The 17,781-nt window shown below is 59.1% G+C and carries 15 protein-coding genes; 8 read left to right on the top strand and 7 right to left on the bottom strand.

Features of this window, described 5'->3' with window-relative positions:
- The first annotated feature begins 28 nt into the window (after positions 1–28).
- A complete protein-coding gene (locus tag AC2FAJ_RS03165; RefSeq protein WP_485453802.1) occupies positions 29–913 on the top strand; it encodes a LysR substrate-binding domain-containing protein in 885 nt (294 codons plus the stop codon).
- Here AC2FAJ_RS03165 and AC2FAJ_RS03160 read toward each other — a convergent pair.
- The 4 genes from AC2FAJ_RS03160 to AC2FAJ_RS03145 form a co-directional block, all read right to left on the bottom strand.
- Positions 904–1,815, bottom strand: a complete 912-nt coding sequence (locus AC2FAJ_RS03160) for a LysR family transcriptional regulator (protein ID WP_485453801.1) — start codon at positions 1,813–1,815, stop codon at positions 904–906. The two genes, AC2FAJ_RS03165 and AC2FAJ_RS03160, sit on opposite strands and share 10 nt — an antisense overlap.
- 4 nt (positions 1,816–1,819) lie before the next feature.
- Complete coding sequence (locus AC2FAJ_RS03155; RefSeq protein ID WP_047365143.1) at positions 1,820–2,806, bottom strand: MBL fold metallo-hydrolase; 987 nt, start codon at positions 2,804–2,806, stop codon at positions 1,820–1,822.
- A 141-nt stretch (positions 2,807–2,947) separates the two neighbouring features.
- Entirely contained in the window at positions 2,948–3,691 is a 744-nt protein-coding gene (locus AC2FAJ_RS03150; RefSeq protein WP_485453800.1) for a 5'-nucleotidase, lipoprotein e(P4) family, read from the bottom strand.
- Between the two features lie 86 nt (positions 3,692–3,777).
- Positions 3,778–4,305, bottom strand: coding sequence for a GNAT family N-acetyltransferase (locus tag AC2FAJ_RS03145; protein ID WP_041909946.1), 528 nt, complete (start codon positions 4,303–4,305; stop codon positions 3,778–3,780).
- Positions 4,306–4,437: 132 nt separating this feature from the next.
- On the opposite strand from AC2FAJ_RS03145, the gene treZ reads away from it, so the two are divergent.
- The 3 genes from treZ to glgX are packed head-to-tail and all read left to right on the top strand — an operon-like array spanning position 4,438 to position 10,781.
- Positions 4,438–6,225, top strand: a complete 1,788-nt coding sequence (gene treZ, locus AC2FAJ_RS03140; RefSeq protein ID WP_485453799.1) for a malto-oligosyltrehalose trehalohydrolase — start codon at positions 4,438–4,440, stop codon at positions 6,223–6,225.
- Complete coding sequence (gene treY, locus AC2FAJ_RS03135; RefSeq protein WP_485453798.1) at positions 6,222–8,690, top strand: malto-oligosyltrehalose synthase; 2,469 nt, start codon at positions 6,222–6,224, stop codon at positions 8,688–8,690. Before treZ ends, treY begins: the two co-directional genes overlap by 4 nt.
- A 15-nt stretch (positions 8,691–8,705) precedes the next feature.
- Positions 8,706–10,781 (top strand): glycogen debranching protein GlgX, encoded by a 2,076-nt coding sequence (gene glgX / locus AC2FAJ_RS03130; protein WP_485453797.1) that lies wholly within the window; start codon positions 8,706–8,708, stop codon positions 10,779–10,781.
- A 1-nt stretch (position 10,782) separates the two neighbouring features.
- On the opposite strand, the gene AC2FAJ_RS03125 is transcribed toward glgX, so the two are convergent.
- On the bottom strand, positions 10,783–11,328 hold the full coding sequence (locus AC2FAJ_RS03125) for a winged helix DNA-binding protein (protein WP_041909953.1): 546 nt from the start codon (positions 11,326–11,328) through the stop codon (positions 10,783–10,785).
- A 199-nt stretch (positions 11,329–11,527) separates the two neighbouring features.
- Between AC2FAJ_RS03125 and AC2FAJ_RS03120 the strand changes: the two genes are divergently transcribed.
- The 3 genes from AC2FAJ_RS03120 to AC2FAJ_RS03110 are packed head-to-tail and all read left to right on the top strand — an operon-like array spanning position 11,528 to position 14,238.
- Complete coding sequence (locus AC2FAJ_RS03120; protein ID WP_028013182.1) at positions 11,528–12,250, top strand: DUF969 domain-containing protein; 723 nt, start codon at positions 11,528–11,530, stop codon at positions 12,248–12,250.
- On the top strand, positions 12,247–13,233 hold the full coding sequence (locus AC2FAJ_RS03115) for a DUF979 domain-containing protein (protein WP_041909955.1): 987 nt from the start codon (positions 12,247–12,249) through the stop codon (positions 13,231–13,233). Before AC2FAJ_RS03120 ends, AC2FAJ_RS03115 begins: the two co-directional genes overlap by 4 nt.
- Before the next feature lie 9 nt (positions 13,234–13,242).
- Positions 13,243–14,238 carry a DUF2891 domain-containing protein gene (locus AC2FAJ_RS03110; protein ID WP_485453796.1) on the top strand — a complete coding sequence of 332 codons (996 nt, stop codon included), beginning with the start codon at positions 13,243–13,245 and terminating at the stop codon, positions 14,236–14,238.
- A gap of 83 nt (positions 14,239–14,321) precedes the next feature.
- Here AC2FAJ_RS03110 and AC2FAJ_RS03105 read toward each other — a convergent pair whose 3' ends face one another.
- Positions 14,322–15,722: an MFS transporter gene (locus AC2FAJ_RS03105; RefSeq protein WP_485453795.1), complete on the bottom strand. Its 1,401-nt coding sequence runs from the start codon at positions 15,720–15,722 to the stop codon at positions 14,322–14,324.
- Between the two features lie 117 nt (positions 15,723–15,839).
- Between AC2FAJ_RS03105 and AC2FAJ_RS03100 the strand changes: the two genes are divergently transcribed.
- Positions 15,840–16,745 (top strand): LysR family transcriptional regulator, encoded by a 906-nt coding sequence (locus tag AC2FAJ_RS03100; protein WP_485453794.1) that lies wholly within the window; start codon positions 15,840–15,842, stop codon positions 16,743–16,745.
- 81 nt (positions 16,746–16,826) lie between these two features.
- On the opposite strand, the gene AC2FAJ_RS03095 is transcribed toward AC2FAJ_RS03100, so the two are convergent.
- A complete protein-coding gene (locus tag AC2FAJ_RS03095) occupies positions 16,827–17,735 on the bottom strand; it encodes a LysR family transcriptional regulator (RefSeq protein WP_485453987.1) in 909 nt (302 codons plus the stop codon).
- Positions 17,736–17,781: the final 46 nt, after the last annotated feature.

The following is a 17,781-nucleotide window of genomic DNA, read 5'->3' as shown; positions in this document are numbered from 1 at the left end:
AATTTATATCAATACAGGGAGACGTCTCGTGCAGTTTCGTCAGATGCGCCACTTCATTGTCGTTGCCGAAGAGCTCCACATGCACCGGGCCGCCGAGCGTCTGAACATCGCCCAACCGGCGCTGAGCCAGCAGATAAAGGCGCTGGAAGAACGTTTAGACGTCACGCTTTTCAGCCGGGCGAACCGCCGCTTAACCCTGACGCCCGCGGGCGAAGCGTTTCTGGTCAAAGCCCGGCTTGCCATCTCGTTGACCGAGCAGGCGGTGCTGGATGCCAGACAAACGGCACGGGGCGAGCAGGGGGAGTTAAACCTGGGGTGCGTGTCGAGTGCGATGTTTGACGGCAGGCTACCCGCCGCGCTGCGCCAGATGCACAGCCGCTGGCCGGCCATTACCATGTCCCTGATGACGGGAAATGTGCAGACGCTCTACGCCGCCGTGCAGAGCAACCAGCTGGACGTGGCCATCATCCGCGCGCCGCTGCCGTCGCTGCCTGACGATCTGCAAAGCCGGCCGTTCACGTCGGAGAAAACGGTGCTGGCACTCTCTCGTCAGCATCCGCTCGCCGGATCGTCCGCGCTGACGCTTTCGTCGGTGAAAGACGAAAAATGGATCTCGCTGCGCGATCCGGAGGGAATGGGGCTGGAGCAGTACTTCTATGACGCCTGCAGCGGGGCGGGCTTTCAGCCGGACGTAGTGCAAAATGCGACCGACGTGCCCACGGTGATAAGCCTTGTTGCGGCCGGATTTGGGCTGGCGTTGCTGCCCGCGTCGGCAAAGGCAGTGAGCGTTGAGAATGTCGTCTACGTGGACATCCTCGACCGGCTGCGGGAGAGCGAACTCACCCTGGTTTGCCACCGGATTATTCGTTCAGAAGTGCTTAAAAAGTTTCTGGTCACGCTCGATCACACCTGACGTCCGGCGGCCCGCAGCAGCTGCCCGCGCAGCCAGGCGTTCGCCGGATCCTGGCTGTTTTTCGGGTGCCAGTACATGTTGATGGTAATCGGCTGGAGCGGCAGCGGCGGTGGGAAAATATCCAGCGTGCTGGCAAACTGCTTCAGCATCCGTTCCGGCAGGGTACATACCAGGTCGGTACCGGCAATCAGCGCAGGCGCCATAGCGTAGCTCTGGGTGGACATGGCAACGTGTCGCTGATAGCCCAGTCCGGCGAGGGTTTGGTCGACAAATCCGGTAAAGGGATCTCCCGCAGACGACACCACCAGATGGGAAAGCGCGCAGTAGCTTTCCAAATCTAACGAACCTGTTCCACGCGGATGAGCTTTGCGCTGGGCGGTGGCAAACGCGTCGTCGAGAAGTTTGCGCCTCACCCATCCGTCATGGGCGCCCGCGCTCACGCCGATGTAGATATCCACATCACCGTTTTCCAGCTGCTGCGGCAGGTCTACCATCTCCGGCAGGGCGAAGCGCAGGCGGATGCCGGGGGCATCGGTACTCACCTGGTTAAGCAGCGCGGTGCCGAGCATCAGCGCTGGGTTTTCATGCAGCGCGATAACAAAGGTCCGGCTGCTGGTGTGCGCCTCAAACGTGGTGGGGGCGAACATCGCGCGGATGCCGCGTAGCACGCTTTCAACCTGTGGCTTCAACGCCTCCGCTCTCGGTGTGGGTAATACCCCACGTCCGTGTGGGGAGGGAATAAACAGCGGTTCGCCAAACAGCGTGCGCAGACGCGCCAGGCGGGCTGACAGCGCGGGCTGGCTGATGCCCAGCCGCGCGGCCGCATGAGTGATGTTGCTGTCCTGAAGCAGGGCGTCCAGCGCCAGGAGCAGGTCGATGTCCATGTCAGATATACGCGACATCACTCTACTTCGCGCCGCTGGCGTCCCGGTTGGTATAGGTGACAGGGACCCAGGCATAGCCGCCTTTCTCACCTTTCGTCACATAGCCGATGCCCGGGAAAGGCAGATGGGGCGCGGCAATAAGGTCTTTATTTTTCACAAAGTCAGCGAACGCATGCTCGCGTACGCTTGCCGCTTTGTTCTCATCTTCATCGTAGGTGATGGTCACCGCAGGCTGCGGGAACTGGACCGCCGCTGCGTGAATGATGTCGCCGACAAAGGTGATCTTCTCGCCTTTACTTGTCAGCGTGTAGAAGGCTGAACCCGGCGTGTGTCCGGGATGAACCGTGCCGGTCAGCCCCGGAAGAATCTCCGATGTGCCGCTAAACGGCACCACTTTACCCGCGTCAAGATAGGGTTTTAAGGTCTTCTGTGCGACATCGAAGTAGTTCTTGCCGTAGCCGGTTTTCTTCTGATTGTCGTCGTTAAAGAAAAAGTCGATGTCCGGTTTGCCAACGAAAACGCGCGCGTTGCTGAACACCAGCTTGCCGTCTTTCACCAGGCCACCCGCGTGGTCGGAATGGGCGTGGGTCAGCAAGACTTCAGTAATGTCCTCGGGTTTGATTCCCTGGGTGGCGAGGCTTTCAATCAGACGTCCGCCGTTGCCGGGGCCAAAGAGCTGGCCGGAACCGGTATCCACCAGGATTTTGTGTCCGGGCATCGCAATCAGGAAGGCGTTGATGGACACTTCCGCCGGGTTGGTCTGAAAGTTTTTCGCGAGCAGTGCATCAATGTTTTGCGGCGTTGTCCGGCGCAGCAGCTTGTGCAGATCCTGCGCAACGGTCCCGTCCGTAAACGACGTTACCAGAACGTCACCGACCTGCACGCTGTAACCGCCCGCCGGTTGTTTAACGACGTGCTGCGGCGTTTCTGCCGAGGCCTGCAGCGCAGGGTAGAACAGCAATGAACTGGAAATCAGCGTGGAAAGAGCAAGTTTTTTCACGGTAAGCATACGAGTCTCCTTTGAAAGTGCTCATCTTACTGCTCCGTAAAATTATAAGAACCTGCTCAGAAATGATAGGACCTATAAACGAGATAAATAGCACAGCGCAAAAGCCGGGTGGTGGTGAAGCCTTTCCCGGCCCGTAAAGCGTTATTTTTTCAGCGGTGCGTTCCAGCTATCCAGCGTGGCCCTGGACCAGGCACCATAAACGGCATTTGGGAGCACAATCCAGTCGTTGCCGAAGTGTTCGGCGCTGGCTTCAACCAGCTCACGCTGCTGCTCGCTCGGTTTTTTGGTTTTGAACTGTACGGCGAAGTCCGGCAGGCTGTCGCCAAACAGCATCACGATCTGCTGCTTTTTGAGGATGCTCTGACGGCGCTCTTCCTTGCTGACCGTATCCAGCAGCACGCTTTCGTCAGACACCTGCGGCAGGCCGAGAGCGTTTAACGTCTTCAGCGTGTCGGCTTTGTTTTCCTGCATACGGTCCGAAACATAGTAGATCCTGACCTTGCTTTGATTCACATGGTCAAGAAACGCCTTCGCTCCCGGGATTAAGCCGGGTTTTCCCTGTTTTTCCCAGTCGCTCCAGGTATCCCATTTTGTATAGTCGTGACACTGCGCCATGTCGCGCACCAGCAGAGGGGTGTTATCCAGCACCGTTTCATCCAGGTCCATCACCACGGCATAATTTTCAGGTGTTTTCAGATCTTTTAATTTTTCGTCGAAACGCTCGGTGGCAAACCGATACGTCTGCAGCTGAAGGGCCAGAATCTCTGCCGATTTCTGCTGATAGCGCAGCGCCATTTCGTACGCTTTGGGTTCACACAGCTCGCGCTCAGCGGCCGTCGCCGCTGCACTCAAAACGGGTAATGCCAGCAGTAATGCCTTAGCCATTGAATTCACACTTCTTTCCTCAACACCGTGGTTAAAATCCCGAAAGCGTAATGAAGTTCAATGACAGAAATATGAAGGCAGCGTCGCTACACCAGCATGTAATACCAGAACAAGGCGACCTCGTCTTTTTCCGGTAAGGCGTTGTAGAGATACCGATCGTACCCGCCCAGGGTGAACCCGTAGTTACGGTAAAACAGACAGGCGGAGACGTTCACATTTTGTGTTTCAAGCCGTAATCCCGGCGCGTTTACGCTGCGGGCCCACACGTGCGCGGCAGCCATTAATTTTTGCGCAGCGCCGGTTCTGCGTCTGGTGCGATCAACGGCAATATAATCCACTGAAATAAATTTATTCCAGCCGATTGACGCGGTAATAAATCCGGCTAATTCACCGTCATCGGTTTCCGCAACAAGAAATATGGCGTCCGGATTAACGCAATGGTTTTCAAGCGTTTGGATGTCGAGTTCGTAGGTTTTTATCCAGGGTTCGGCGACGGCTTCAATATGCAAATCACAATGGATAAAGGGCTCTCGCGCAATGTGGCTAATGGTGAAAGAAAAGTCACAACATTCAAGACGGACGAGGTCCGTATTTAATCCTTTTCGAATCTGCATAGTATTCCCGGTAGTGAGTTATTTAATACAGAATAGACGACGCGGTTAAATCCGCTGAGCTCACGCACTAGAGATCCTGAACTAAGCTTGTACTTCGTTCCGCGTAAAATGTGGGTCATTCGAGGACAATGAATGGAATTCAGGACATTTCAAAAGCAGTGGGGTGCTGAGTTTATTTCCGATGACGTGGTACGCTTTCGCGTCTGGGCAGAAGGACAGAAAGAACTTACGCTACGTCTGGCCGCCACCGACGTGCCGATGACGCCAACCGGCAACGGCTGGTTTCAGGCGGACGTCCCCGGCGTCAGGCACGGTGCAGAATATCAGTTTGTCCTGCAGGACGGCATGTCGGTACCCGACCCGGCATCGCGCGCGCAAAAGGGCGACGTTAACGGGCCATCGGTTGTTATCAATCCCCGACGCTATCAGCCGGTTAACCGGGACTGGGCAGGGCGGCCGTGGGAAGAGACGGTCATTTACGAACTACACGTCGGCACCTTTACCCCGGAGGGCACCTTCCGGGCGGCCATCGACAAGCTGCCCTATCTGGCGGAGCTCGGTATCACCCAGCTTGAAGTGATGCCCGTTTCCCAGTTTGGTGGAACCCGCGGCTGGGGCTACGACGGCGTGCTGCTGTATGCCCCGCACGTTGCCTACGGCACGCCGGAGGATTTTCACGCGTTTATCGACGCCGCGCACGGGCTCGGGCTTTCCGTGGTGCTGGATATCGTGCTCAACCACTTCGGCCCGGAGGGGAACTATCTCCCTCTGCTGTCGCCCGCGTTTTTTGATGCGGATCGAATGACGCCGTGGGGCAACGGCATCGCTTACGAGCGCGAGCCGGTGAGGCAGTACATCACCGACGCACCGCTCTACTGGCTGACGGAGTACCGTCTGGACGGCCTGCGCTTTGATGCCATCGACCAGATTAAAGACAGCTCCGGGACGCACATTCTGGAGGAGATTGCCGCGAAGATCCGCGAGGCGATCCCGCACCGTCACGTTCACCTGACCACGGAAGACAGCCGCAACGTGATTTTCCTGCATCCGCGCGATGAACAGGGCAACACGCCGCTGTTCACCGCCGAGTGGAATGATGACTTCCACAATGCTGCCCACGTGTTTGCCACCGGCGAAACGCACGCCTACTACCAGGATTTTGCGTATGAGCCGGAGAAAAAGTTCGCCCGTGCGCTGGCGGAAGGGTTTGTCTACCAGGGCGAGATTTCGCTGCAAACCGGGGAATCTCGCGGGGTGGAGTGCCGTACCCAGCCGCCGCAGTTCTTCGTCGATTTCATTCAAAACCACGATCAGACCGGCAATCGCGCCCAGGGCGAACGGCTTATTACCCTCGCGGGGGCTGATAAAACGCGGGTGCTGCTTGCCGCGCTGCTGCTCTCTCCCCATATCCCGCTGCTGTTTATGGGCGAGGAGTTCGGTGAAACGCATCCGTTCCTGTTCTTCACCGATTTTCACGGCGACCTGGCAAAAGCGGTGCGGGAAGGGCGCGCGAAAGAGTTTACCGGCCACGCCGGGCACGATGAAGCCGTCCCGGACCCGAACGACGTTAACACCTTCGTTCGCTCAAAGCTCGACTGGCATAAGATTGCTACCGACGAAGGGAAAACGTGGCTGCGCTTCACCCGCCACCTGCTGACGTTGCGCCATCGCTATATCGTTCCGCTTCTGCATCAGGGCGGCATCGTTGAAGGCAAGGCGATCGAGACCGCGCCCGGCATGGTGGCGGTGAGCTGGCGCTTCCCGTCCGGGACGCTCTCTCTGGCGCTCAATATTGGCCCTAAGCCTGTCGACGTGCCCGCGCTCGCAGGGGAGACGCGCTTCGCCTGGCCGGAGGTAAACGACGTTTTGCCGCCGAACAGTATTGTCGTTCGCTTTGCTGATGGAGACGCATCGTTATGATCCCTTCCGCCACGTACCGTATTCAGTTCCGCAACGGCATGACGTTTGACCGCGCTGTCGAGCTGGTGCCGTATCTGAAAGACCTCGGCATCAGCCACCTCTACGCCTCGCCCGTGTTTACCGCTACAACGGGTTCCACCCACGGCTATGACGTGACCAACCCGAATGAAATTGACCCCGCGATTGGCGGTCGGGAAGGGTTTGACCGCATGGCCGCGGCGCTCAGGCAGGCTGGCATGGGGCTGATTCTGGATATTGTCCCGAACCATATGTCCACCTCGCTGGAAAACGCATGGTGGCGGGACGTGATTGAATATGGCCAGCAGAGCCGCTATTTCCGCTATTTCGATATCGACGCGTCGCGCCCGCTTACGCTGCCGTTTCTCGGAGACACCTTTGAGGCGGAGCTGGAGAAGGGTGCCATTACGTTAAAACGTGACCCTGTCACGAATAAAGCCTCTCTGGTCTATTACGACACGGCGTACCCGCTTAATCCGGGCACGTACAGCGAGGATAAAAGCATCGCCGAACTGCATGAGGCGCAGAGCTGGCGGCTGATGTCCTGGCGGGAAGCGCCGAAGCAGCTCTCGTGGCGGCGCTTCTTCGAGATCACCGGTCTTGTAGGCGTACGGGTTGAAGACGAGGCGGTCTTCGACGATACGCACCGTCTCATTCTTGAGCTGGTTCACGCGGGCGTGGTTGACGGCCTGCGCATTGACCATATTGACGGCCTGGCCGATCCGCTGGGTTATTTGCAGAAGCTGCGGCAGGCAGCCGGACCTGACTGTTACATCACGGTCGAAAAAATTCTCGCGAAGGGAGAGCAGCTCCCCACCGACTGGCCGGTTTCCGGCACCACCGGCTACGAGTTTATCGCCTCGCTGGCGGAGGTGCTGGTCGACGACGATAACCTCTCGCGCCTGGAGACAATCCACGACGAGACGCTGGGCGTCACGGTCGATCGCCACGCCGAACTGCGCGATGCCAAGGGTCTGATGACCGATCGTAATTTTGAGGGCGAGTTCACCACGCTGCTAAACCTTGCGGACGATCTGGCCCGCCGCAATGACGTTGCGCTGCCGCGCGAGGAGATCCGCCACGCGCTGCGCGAGTTGCTTATCGCCTTTCCGGTGTACCGCACCTACGGCACTCGCGAGGGATTAACCCCGCCTGACGTGGCTCTGCTTAGCCGCGTGGTCGCCGGTGTAAATACGTCCGAAGCGGCCCTGAGCCTGATTGTGCGCATTCTTACCGGCGATCTGCCGGAAGATTGCCGCGACTACGCCGCGCTTTTCAGAACCCGCTTCCAGCAGTTGACCGGGCCGCTGATGGCGAAATCGGTGGAAGATACGCTGTTTTTCCGCCTGAACCTTGAGCTTGCGCTCAATGAAGTGGGCGCTGACCCGACGCCGCGCGCGTTCTCGTTATCCCGCTTTCACCAGGAGATGCGCATTCGTCTCGCCCGTCAGCCCGACGCGCTGCTGGGCACCTCCACGCACGATACCAAGCGCGGAGAAGACGCCCGGGCGCGGCTCTACACCCTGACGGAGGCGCCGGAACGCTGGGGAGAAAATCTCGCCCGCTGGCGGCAGATGAACCAGACCCAGGTGCGTTTTCTCAACGACGGCACCGCGCCGAACGCCGCCGATACCTGGATGATCTATCAGGCGCTGGCGGGCGTCTGGCCCGCCACGCTGTCGCCTGACGATGCCGAAGGGCTTGCATCGCTGGAGACGCGTTTCCTCGGCTTCCTTGAGAAAGCGCTTCGTGAGGCGAAGCAGCGCACCGACTGGATCGACAGCAACGAGAGCTATGAGAGCGTGGTGCTGAGCTATGCGCGGCATCTGCTTTCCCCGGATAACGCCCCGTTCCTGCACGATTTCAGCGAGGCGATGCAGCCCTTTATCCGCGCCGGGCTGATGAACAGCCTCAGCCAGACGGTCATCAAGCTGACGGCGCCCGGCGTGCCGGATATCTATCAGGGCAGCGAGGCGCTCAACTTTAGCCTCGTCGACCCGGATAACCGGCGGGAGCCGGACTTCAACGCGCTGGTGCAAAACCTCAGCGCGGCGGATGCTTCAGTGTTTGAACACCCGGCGTGCTGGCGGGACGGCAGGGTAAAGCAGTTTGTCACCGCCACGCTGCTGCGGCTTCGACCGCATTACGACGCACTTTTCCGCTACGGCGACTGGCTGCCGCTCAAGGTTTCCGGCGAGCGCGAGGAGAACCTGATTGTCTATGCGCGCGTTAAAGACGAGGAGGCGCTGATCGTTGCCGTACCGCGTCTGGTTTTTGGCATCACCGATAATCATCAGCTGTGGATCAATACCACGGTAGCGATACCCGACGAACTGGCCGGGAAGCGCTATCGGGATCTGTTCAGCGGTGAAAGCCGCATTCTGCAAGAGACGCTGGATTTAACGTCAGAAAAGGGATGTGTACTGGTTCTGCTTACCTGCGAATAATCGTGGAGAACGAAAATGGCAAAGGAAACTACGTTTGAAATTCGGGCCGGTCATGGCCAGCAGTTGGGTGCGAATTATGACGGGAAGGGCGTTAACTTCGCGCTGTTCTCCGCGCACGCGGAGCGGGTTGAGCTCTGTCTGTTTGACCCGTCCGGGAAAACAGAAATCGCCCGGCTGGAGCTGCCGGAGTATACCCATGAGGTCTGGCACGGCTATGTGCCTGACCTGAAACCCGGTGCGCTGTACGGCTATCGCGTCTACGGCCCCTACGATCCGGAAAACGGTCACCGCTTTAACCCGCATAAGCTGCTTATTGACCCGTATGCCCGTGAACTGGTGGGCGATATCGACTGGAACGACGCCCATTTCGGCTATGAGTTGGGGCATGACGAACTGGATCTTAGCTTCGATACGCGGGACAGCGCGCCGTTCACGCCGAAATGCAAGGTTATCGACCCGAACGCTTTCGACTGGCAGGACAACAACCGGCCAAACGTGCCCTGGCCACATACCGTCGTCTATGAGAGCCACGTGAAGGGCTTTACCCAGATGAACCCGGCCATCCCGCCCGAGCTGCGCGGGACGTTCGAGGGGATGGGACACAAAGCCTCGATCGACTACATCAAAAGCCTCGGCATTACCTCGGTGGAGCTGCTACCCGTTCACTGGTTCCCGGACGACCAGCATCTGCTAGACCGTGGCCTGAAGAACTTCTGGGGCTATAACACGCTCGGCTTTTTTGCTCCGGCGTCGCGCTACTATGGCCCGGCGGGGATCCAGGGCTTTCGCGACATGGTGCGCGCCTATCATGACGCGGGCATCGAGGTGATTCTGGACGTGGTCTACAACCACACGGCGGAAGGTAACGAGCTGGGGCCAACGCTTTCATTCAAGGGCATTGATAACTACAGCTACTACCGCACGCTGCCGGACCAGCACCGGTATTACATTAACGACACCGGGACGGGGAACACGGTGAATACCTCGCACCCGCGCGTGCTGCAGATGGTGATGGATTCCTTGCGCTACTGGGCCGAATCCATGCACATTGACGGTTTTCGTTTCGACCTGGGGACGATTCTGGGCCGCGAACCTGAGGGGTTCGATCCGCGCGGGGGCTTTTTCGACGCCGTTACCCAGGATCCGGTGCTCTCTAAGCTCAAGCTGATTGGCGAGCCCTGGGATATTGGCCCCGGCGGCTATCAGGTCGGTGGCTTCCCGCCAGGCTGGGGAGAGTGGAACGACAAATACCGCGATACCGTGCGCGAGTACTGGAAGGGGGACAACGTCTCGACGGACTTTGCCGCGCGTCTGCTGGGCTCCGGGGATCTGTACGACCTGCGCGGGCGTCGCCCGTGGGCCAGCGTCAACTTTATCACCGCCCACGACGGCTTTACGCTGAATGACCTGGTGTCGTACAACGAGAAGCACAACGCCGACAACGGTGAGGACAATAACGACGGGCATAACGATAACCGGTCGTACAACTATGGCGAAGAAGGGCCGACGGAGAATCCGGACATTATCGCCACCCGCGAACGGCAGAAGCGTAATTTCCTGACCACGCTGCTTTTCTCCCACGGTACACCGATGCTGCTGGCGGGGGACGAGTTTGGCCGTACGCAGAAGGGCAACAACAACGGCTACTGCCAGGACAGCGAGATCTCATGGATCGACTGGAAGGGGCTGTCCGAAAACGACACGGCGCTGCGCGAGTTCACCCGCCGGCTCATTGCCCTGCGCGCGCAGCAGCCGTTGCTGCGTCGTGAGAGCTGGCGCGACGGGCTGGAGATCCGCTGGTTCAATGCCGGAGGCGGTCCGCAGCAGGCCGAGCAGTGGGATGAAGGCTCAACGCTCGGGGTCTCCATCAGCAGGCCGGATCTTCAGCAGGAGGACGGCATCTGGCACGACGTGCTGATGCTGTTCAATCCGTTTGAAGGCACCGTGCCGTTCCAGATCCCGCAGTTTGGCGAAGGGGGATGGGTGCTGGAGCTGTCTACGGCGGATGACGCTGCCGCCGGGACAGCGTTCACCGAAACCGTAGAGTACGAACTGGCCGGACGCAGCATTACCCTGTTCAGACGTCCGTAATTCAGAGTGATGCCGCCGCGCGGGCGGCGGTGTCATACAGGGAGGAGATCGCGCGTAGCAGCTGCGCGGTTTCGCCGATGGATTTCCCGGAAATGCCGCTCTCCGCATGAATGGCGATCAGACACGCTTCGCGCACGTCCCGGTACTTCATGCACAACGCTTTCCCTTCCTCCGTGGTGGAGAAAAAGAGCTCTTTACCCGCTTTCTCGCTCGTCACGTAGCCCGCTTTAACCAGCTTTTTCAGGGCATAGGTCACTACATGCGTATCTTCCACGTTGAGAACAAAGCAGATATCGGCCAGCTTTTTCTTGCGGTCGCGGTGGTTCACGTGATGCAGCAGCGAAACGTCAAAAGCGCCCATATCCGGCTCTCCGGCTGCGGCCATGCAGCGCACCATCCACTTGTTAAACGCGTTGCCGGTCATGATCAGCGCGTACTCCAGCTCTGACAGTTCCGCGCAGCGCTCCGACACCAGATGGCGGGAGGAGACAATCCGGCCATCGTTGATATCGTTGCAATCGGGTGAAGCACTCTTTTTCGAGGTCATAACGTTCCTTAGCCAGAAATGTAAACTCGTCGATAAAATAAGAACATTTTATTGATAATTTGTTTACATGTTTTTGAGGTTCAGATATAGCTTTTTAGCGCAGGTTTTGTGAAGCCTGACGAAAAACACAATATCGCTCGCCGCAAATTAAAAAAATAGCCGTCGGCGCGCAACGCTCACTTTCGATAGGGTAAACGTTATGGACGGTACTACGCTGTTGCCGCTGATCGGGATACCGATCGTGGTCATTGGTTTTGCACTGCGCTTCAACCCGCTGCTGGTCGTCGTGGTGGCGGGTCTGGCGACGGGCCTGCTGGTCGGGATGGATTTCGGGATGCTGCTGGAGACCTTTGGCGAGAAGTTCGTCAATAGCCGATCGCTGGCGACCTTCATCCTGATCCTGCCGGTAATTGGTCTGCTGGAATATTACGGGCTTAAAGAGCGCGCCCAGGCCTGGGTGGCGAAGATCGCCAGCGCCACCTCGGCGCGTATTCTGATGCTCTACTTCGTGGCGCGTGAAGGCACCGCCGCGCTGGGGCTGATGTCGCTGGGCGGCCATGCCCAGACGGTACGCCCGCTGCTGGCCCCGATGGCCGAAGGGGCAGCGCTGAACGAATACGGCGAACTGCCGCAGCACATTCGCGACAAAATCAAGGCCCATGCCGCGGCGTGCGACAACATCGCAGTCTTCTTTGGGGAAGATATCTTTATCGCCTTCGGTGCGGTGCTGCTGATTGACGCGTTTCTGAAGGAAAACGGGATCGAAGGGATCGAGCCGCTGCACATCGGCCTGTGGGCCATTCCCACCGCCATTGCGGCATTGATTATTCATATGACGCGCCTGCTGCGCCTGGATGCCAGCATCCGCCGCGACGTCATGGCCTGGCGTGCAGAGCAGGGTACGCAGGGGGCCGCGCAATGATGACGCTTATTACCATTAACCGCGTGTATTACCTGATCGGTTTTGTTGTGATGCTGCTGGTTGTCATGACCCTGCGCGACCGCGCTAATCCGAAGCGTTTTACCACCGCGCTGTTCTGGTTTTTATTCGGCGGGATCTTCCTGTTCGGTGACCTGATGGTTCAGGAGTTGGGCAAATCGCTGGCGTACCGGATCGTTGGCGGTTGCGTTATCGCTATCGCGCTGTTGGCGGGTTTTGGCCTGGTCGGGAAAGGCCACTATAAAATGGCCTCCGACGAGGAGCGCATTGCCTCGTCAAACCGCCTTAAAAACTGGCTGTTCCTGCCCGCGCTGATGATCCCGGTGGTGACGGTAATCGGGACGCTGTTCCTGAAGGGGGTGTCGATTGGCGGTGTTTATCTTCTCGACCAGAAACAGCTCACTCTGGCGGCGCTGTGCGTGGCCTGCGTCGCGGCGATCCTCACCGGCTGGTGGCTGACCAAAGGCACGCCGCTGCACGCCATTCGCCAGTCCCGTCGTCTTGTCGATACCATCGGCTGGGCGGTGATCCTGCCGCAGATGCTGGCCATGCTCGGCGGCGTGTTTGTGGCGGCCAATACCGGTGATTCGGTGCAGAAGGTGGTGAGCCTGTTCGTGAACCCGGACAGCCGCTTCATGCTGGTGGTCATTTACTGCGTGGGGATGGCGCTGTTTACCATGATCATGGGTAACGCCTTTGCGGCCTTCCCGGTGCTGAGCGCGGGGATCGCCTTGCCGTTCCTGATTAACGTGCATCACGGCAACCCGGCGCCGCTGCTGGCGATCGGCATGTACGCGGGCTACTGCGGCACGCTGATGACGCCGATGGCCGCGAACTTCAATATCGTTCCCGCCGCGCTGCTGGAGCTGAAAGACAAATATCAGGTGATCAAGATCCAGATCCCGACCGCGTTAACCCTGCTGGTGGTGAACGTGTTCCTCATGTATTTCCTCGTGTTTCGCTAAGGAGCTGTTATGGAATTGACGCAACATCAGGCTGACGCGTTTGCCCGCTTGCCTTTAACCTATTTGCGCCAGGAATACCCGAACCACATCATGCATCTGCTGAATGATGACGGTGACGTTCTGCCGCCTCGCGAGCTGCACCCGATTTTCTACGGCTGTTTCGACTGGCACTCGGCCGTGCACGGCTACTGGCTGCTGCTGCGCTGCGTGCGCCTCTATCCTGATCTACCGTGTCGGAATGACATCGTCGCGCTTTTCGACGAGCATCTGACCGACGAGAACGTGGCGAAGGAGCTGGCCTATTTCACCGCGCCGTTCCGCGCCTCGTTTGAGCGGCCGTATGGCTACGGATGGCTGCTGGCGCTGGCCCAGGAGCTGAAACAATCGTCGCTGCCGCAGGCCACAGTCTGGTACCAGACGCTGGAGCCGCTCACCCAGGATATTCGCAACCGGCTGGTGGATTACCTCTGCAAGCTAACCTATCCGATCCGCGTCGGAACGCACTACAACACGGCGTTTGCCCTCGCGCTGGGGCTGGACTACGCCCGAGCCGTGGAAGATACCGCGCTTGAGCAGGCGATTGTGACGGCGGCGGAGCGGTTTTATCTCGCCGACACGCGCTACCCGGCCCATTACGAGCCGGGTGGCGATGAGTACATCTCTGGTGCGCTGACGGAAGCGCTGCTGATGAGCAAGGTCGCAGAGAATTTCCCGGCCTGGTTTGACGCATTTCTGCCGAATATCGGCTCCATTGCGGCGCTGATGAACCCGGCGGAAGTGAGCGACCGTACCGACCCGAAAATTGCCCATCTGGATGGGTTAAACCTCAGCCGCGCCTGGTGTATGAAGCATATCGCCAGAGCGCTTCCGGTAAACCACCCGGCCCAGCAGGCCTTGCGTGATGCCATGGCAAAACACCTGGCGGCAAGCGTCGGGCACGTAGTGGGCAGCCACTACAGCGGCGGGCACTGGCTGGCGAGCTTTGCGCTACTGGCGCTGGAATAAACGAACGAGTCGTCTTTTATGCCGGGTGGCAGCTTTGCCTTACCCGGCCGTTGTACCGTACAAACGTAGCGCCGCCGGGCGATTCAGGCTGAAGCCCGAACCGCAGGGCGCAGCCTGCTCAGGCTAAACAAAACCGATCCCGTCGAGGCGATGACCGCGATCCACAGTGCCAGATGCACGGCCCGATCGTGGTCTGATCCGGTCGTCGCAAGCAGCACCCCCACCGCGGCGGCCCCCAGACATTGCCCGAACGTCCTGACGATAGACAACACCCCTGAGGCATAGCTGGCATATTCCCGCGCCACGTTAGCGAGCATCTCCCGGTTATTGGGGCTCTGGAAGCAGCCAAACCCAATCCCGCAAACCAGACTGCGCAGGCAGATATTCCATACGGACGGATTTTCCGGCAACGTCGCCAGCAGGACCAGCCCACCGACAAAAATCATCAGGCCGATAGTCGAGATCAGCGGCGCGGAAAGGGTATCTGCCCAGCGCCCCGCGTGCGGTGCGATCAGCACGATGCCCATTGGCCACGGGGTGAACAGCAGCGCCGAAACCACCGGGCTGAAGCCATACACGCTCTGAAAGAGGAACGGCAGCGCGACAAAGGTGATGCCCTGGCTGACAAACGAGGCCAGCGAGGTCAGGGCGGCGAGGGTGAAGCGTCCGTTTCTGAACATAACGGGCGGCAGTATGGGACTGCGCGCGCGCCGAATACGCCAGACGAAGGCGATAGCGCTGACCAGCGTGAGAAGCCCCCAGCCAGCGGCTGCCGGGTTAATGCCTGGCGTTATGTGCTGAAGGCTGTCGGCCAGCATGATTGCAGAACCTAACAGCACGGCGGAGAGCGCGGCGCCCGGCGCATCAAAGGGGGAGCGGTCAACGTCCGACTGGCGCGGCAACGCCCGCCATGCCAGCAACAGGGCAATACTGCCCGGAACAAGGTTAATGGCGAACAGCCACTGCCAGCTCAGCGCGTCCAGTATCGTCCCGCCCAGCACAGGGGCAATTGCCGTGCTGGCGGCGATAAGCAGGGCGTGCAGCCCCAGAATGCGGCCAAGCAGTCGACCCGGAAAAACGGAACGCAGGATCGCCGGGGCGATACTCAGGGTAGCCGCGCCGCCGATGCCCTGCAGAATACGCATCCCGATCAGCATGTCGGGCGTTTTCGCCAGCGCGCAGCCGAGCGAGGTGAGCGTAAAGGTGGCAAGCCCGGCAAGAAAAACCCGTCGAAAGCCCACGCGCGCCGCCAGCGCCGCGAAGATGGCCAGCGTCATTGCCGCCGATAGTAGATAACCGTTGGCAAACCACACCGCAACGTTCGCGGGGACCTGCATCGCCCTTGCCATGGAGGGCAGCGCGATGTTGATCATGGTGCCGTCAAAGACGCCCATCAGCGTGGTGGTCATGACGGCGGCCATCACCCGGGCGCGTTCATGACCGGGTAAGCCTTCATCGCCGGGCTGGTTTGAAAAGAGCGTCATCGTCGTTACTCCGCATAAGAATAGTGATGACGAAACTATAATCATGAGGTATACAGGGCGGAAGACGCAGTACTTGCACTTTATCGTTGCATAAGACGCCTTATCTGAGGAGCCATCGTGTCCGATCCTGACTTTAACCTTCTGGTTGCGCTCGACGTTCTGCTGGCCGAAGCCAGCGTGGCTGGCGCGGCGCGGCGCTTAAACCTGAGCACCTCCGCCATGAGCCGCACCCTGAGCAGGCTGCGGGAGGTGACAGGCGATCCTATCCTGGTGCGGGCCGGTCGGCAGATGGTGCTGACGCCCTGGGCCGAAGCCACCCGGGACCGGGCCAGAAGTGCCGTGCATGAGGCAAGGGCGGTACTGCAACCCTCCACGGAAACGCTGAATGTTGAGCGTATGGAGCGCCTGTTCACCATCCGAGCCAACGACGGCTTTGTGGTGGCGTTTGGGCCACTGCTCATTGCCGCAGTGGCGGCGGTGGCGCCCGACGTCTGCATTCGCTTTTCGCCGAAACCTGAGAAAACGTCGCGCTATCTGCGAGAGGGGCTGGTTGACCTGGAGATCGGCGTGCAGAGCAATATGGGGCCTGAAATTCGTCTGCAACGGCTCTTTAAGGACCGGTTTGTTGGCGCGGTGCGCCAGGGGCATCCGCTGGCCTCGCTGTCGTCAGTCAGCCTGGAGGATTATGTCGCCTGGGGGCACGTGGTGGCCTCGCCCGAAGGCTCCCTGCACGGATTTGTCGATGAGGCGCTGGCGGAACGCGGGATGAAGCGCAAAATTGCCAGCGTGGTGCCAGGGTTTCCGACGGCGTTATCGGTGGCGCTGGTCTCCGATCTCGTTGCCATGGTGCCGGCGCTCTATCTGCTCAATCAGCCGATGACCGAGCGCGTGCACGTCTTTGAATTGCCGTTTAAAACCCGGAGCATTACGGTGTCACAGATGTGGCATCCGCGCATGGAAAAGGACCCGGCGCATCGCTGGCTCAGAGAAAAGGTGCTGGAGGTGTGCCGCGCTGTACGCTGAAGGCTCAGGCCACTTTTTTCGGCAAGGGGAGAATGAAGCGCGTCGATACCGCATCCTATTGTCCCGTATGGAAGCGCTATTTCACAACCCCAGCGGCCTGGCCTCCTGTATGAACTCAATCAGAAGGCGAAGCCCGGTCGGCAGTTGCCGGCGGCTTGAATAATAGATATAAAAACCTTCCTCCAGCGGGGACCATTCCGTAAGCACCAGGCGGAGCCGTCCATCCTTCACATAGGGTGCAACAAGAGGCTCCGGAAAATACATTAGGCCGGCCCCGCCTAATACGGCCACAAGACCCGTTTCAGCCTGGTTGACCGTCACTGAGCCAGGCACAGTGATTTGGTACGTTTCGCCGTCTCGCTCAAGTTCCCAGCGATAAATCCGATCATCGCCGAGACGATTGCTTATACAGCGATGGTGTAATAAATCATCAGGATGTTCAGGCGTTCCGTAGCGTTCAAGGTAGTCGGGGGAGGCTGCGATAACCCAGCGAATATCGGCAGATAAACGCCGGGCAACCATGTCTTCCGGGACGGTGCCACCATAGCGGATACCGGCATCGAAGCCCGCATCAGTGACGTCAACAATACGGTTGCTGGCCACAATATCGATTTCAATATCGGGATAGCGATCCATAAACGCGGGCATAACCGGTGCAAGCAAAAGATTGGCCGCTTCAACGGCTGCATTGATGCGGATACGCCCGGTAGGCGTATAACGATACCGGTTAAGCGATTCAAGCGCGCCTTCTATCTTGTCGAAAGGCTGAAGGACAGACTGAACCAGTTCTTCACCTGCAGCCGTAGGGGTAACGCTCTTGGTCGTGCGATTAAGCAGGCGAACCCCGAGCCGGGTTTCCAGTCCCTTCAGGGCATGACTAAGCGCTGATGCACTGACACCTAATTCAATCGCCGCACGGCTGAAACTGCGATGGCGGGCAATAGCCATGAAATAAATGAGATCGGCGACATCAGCTCTGCTTATTTGCATACAGAATCGTTTTCCTTGTGCGTTAAGGCCCGAATGCGTTGATACG

Source organism: Enterobacter cloacae complex sp. 385G4 (assembly GCF_057320665.1).
The sequence above is the reverse complement of the archived record's forward strand: the minus strand, read 5'-3'. Positions and strand labels throughout refer to the sequence as shown.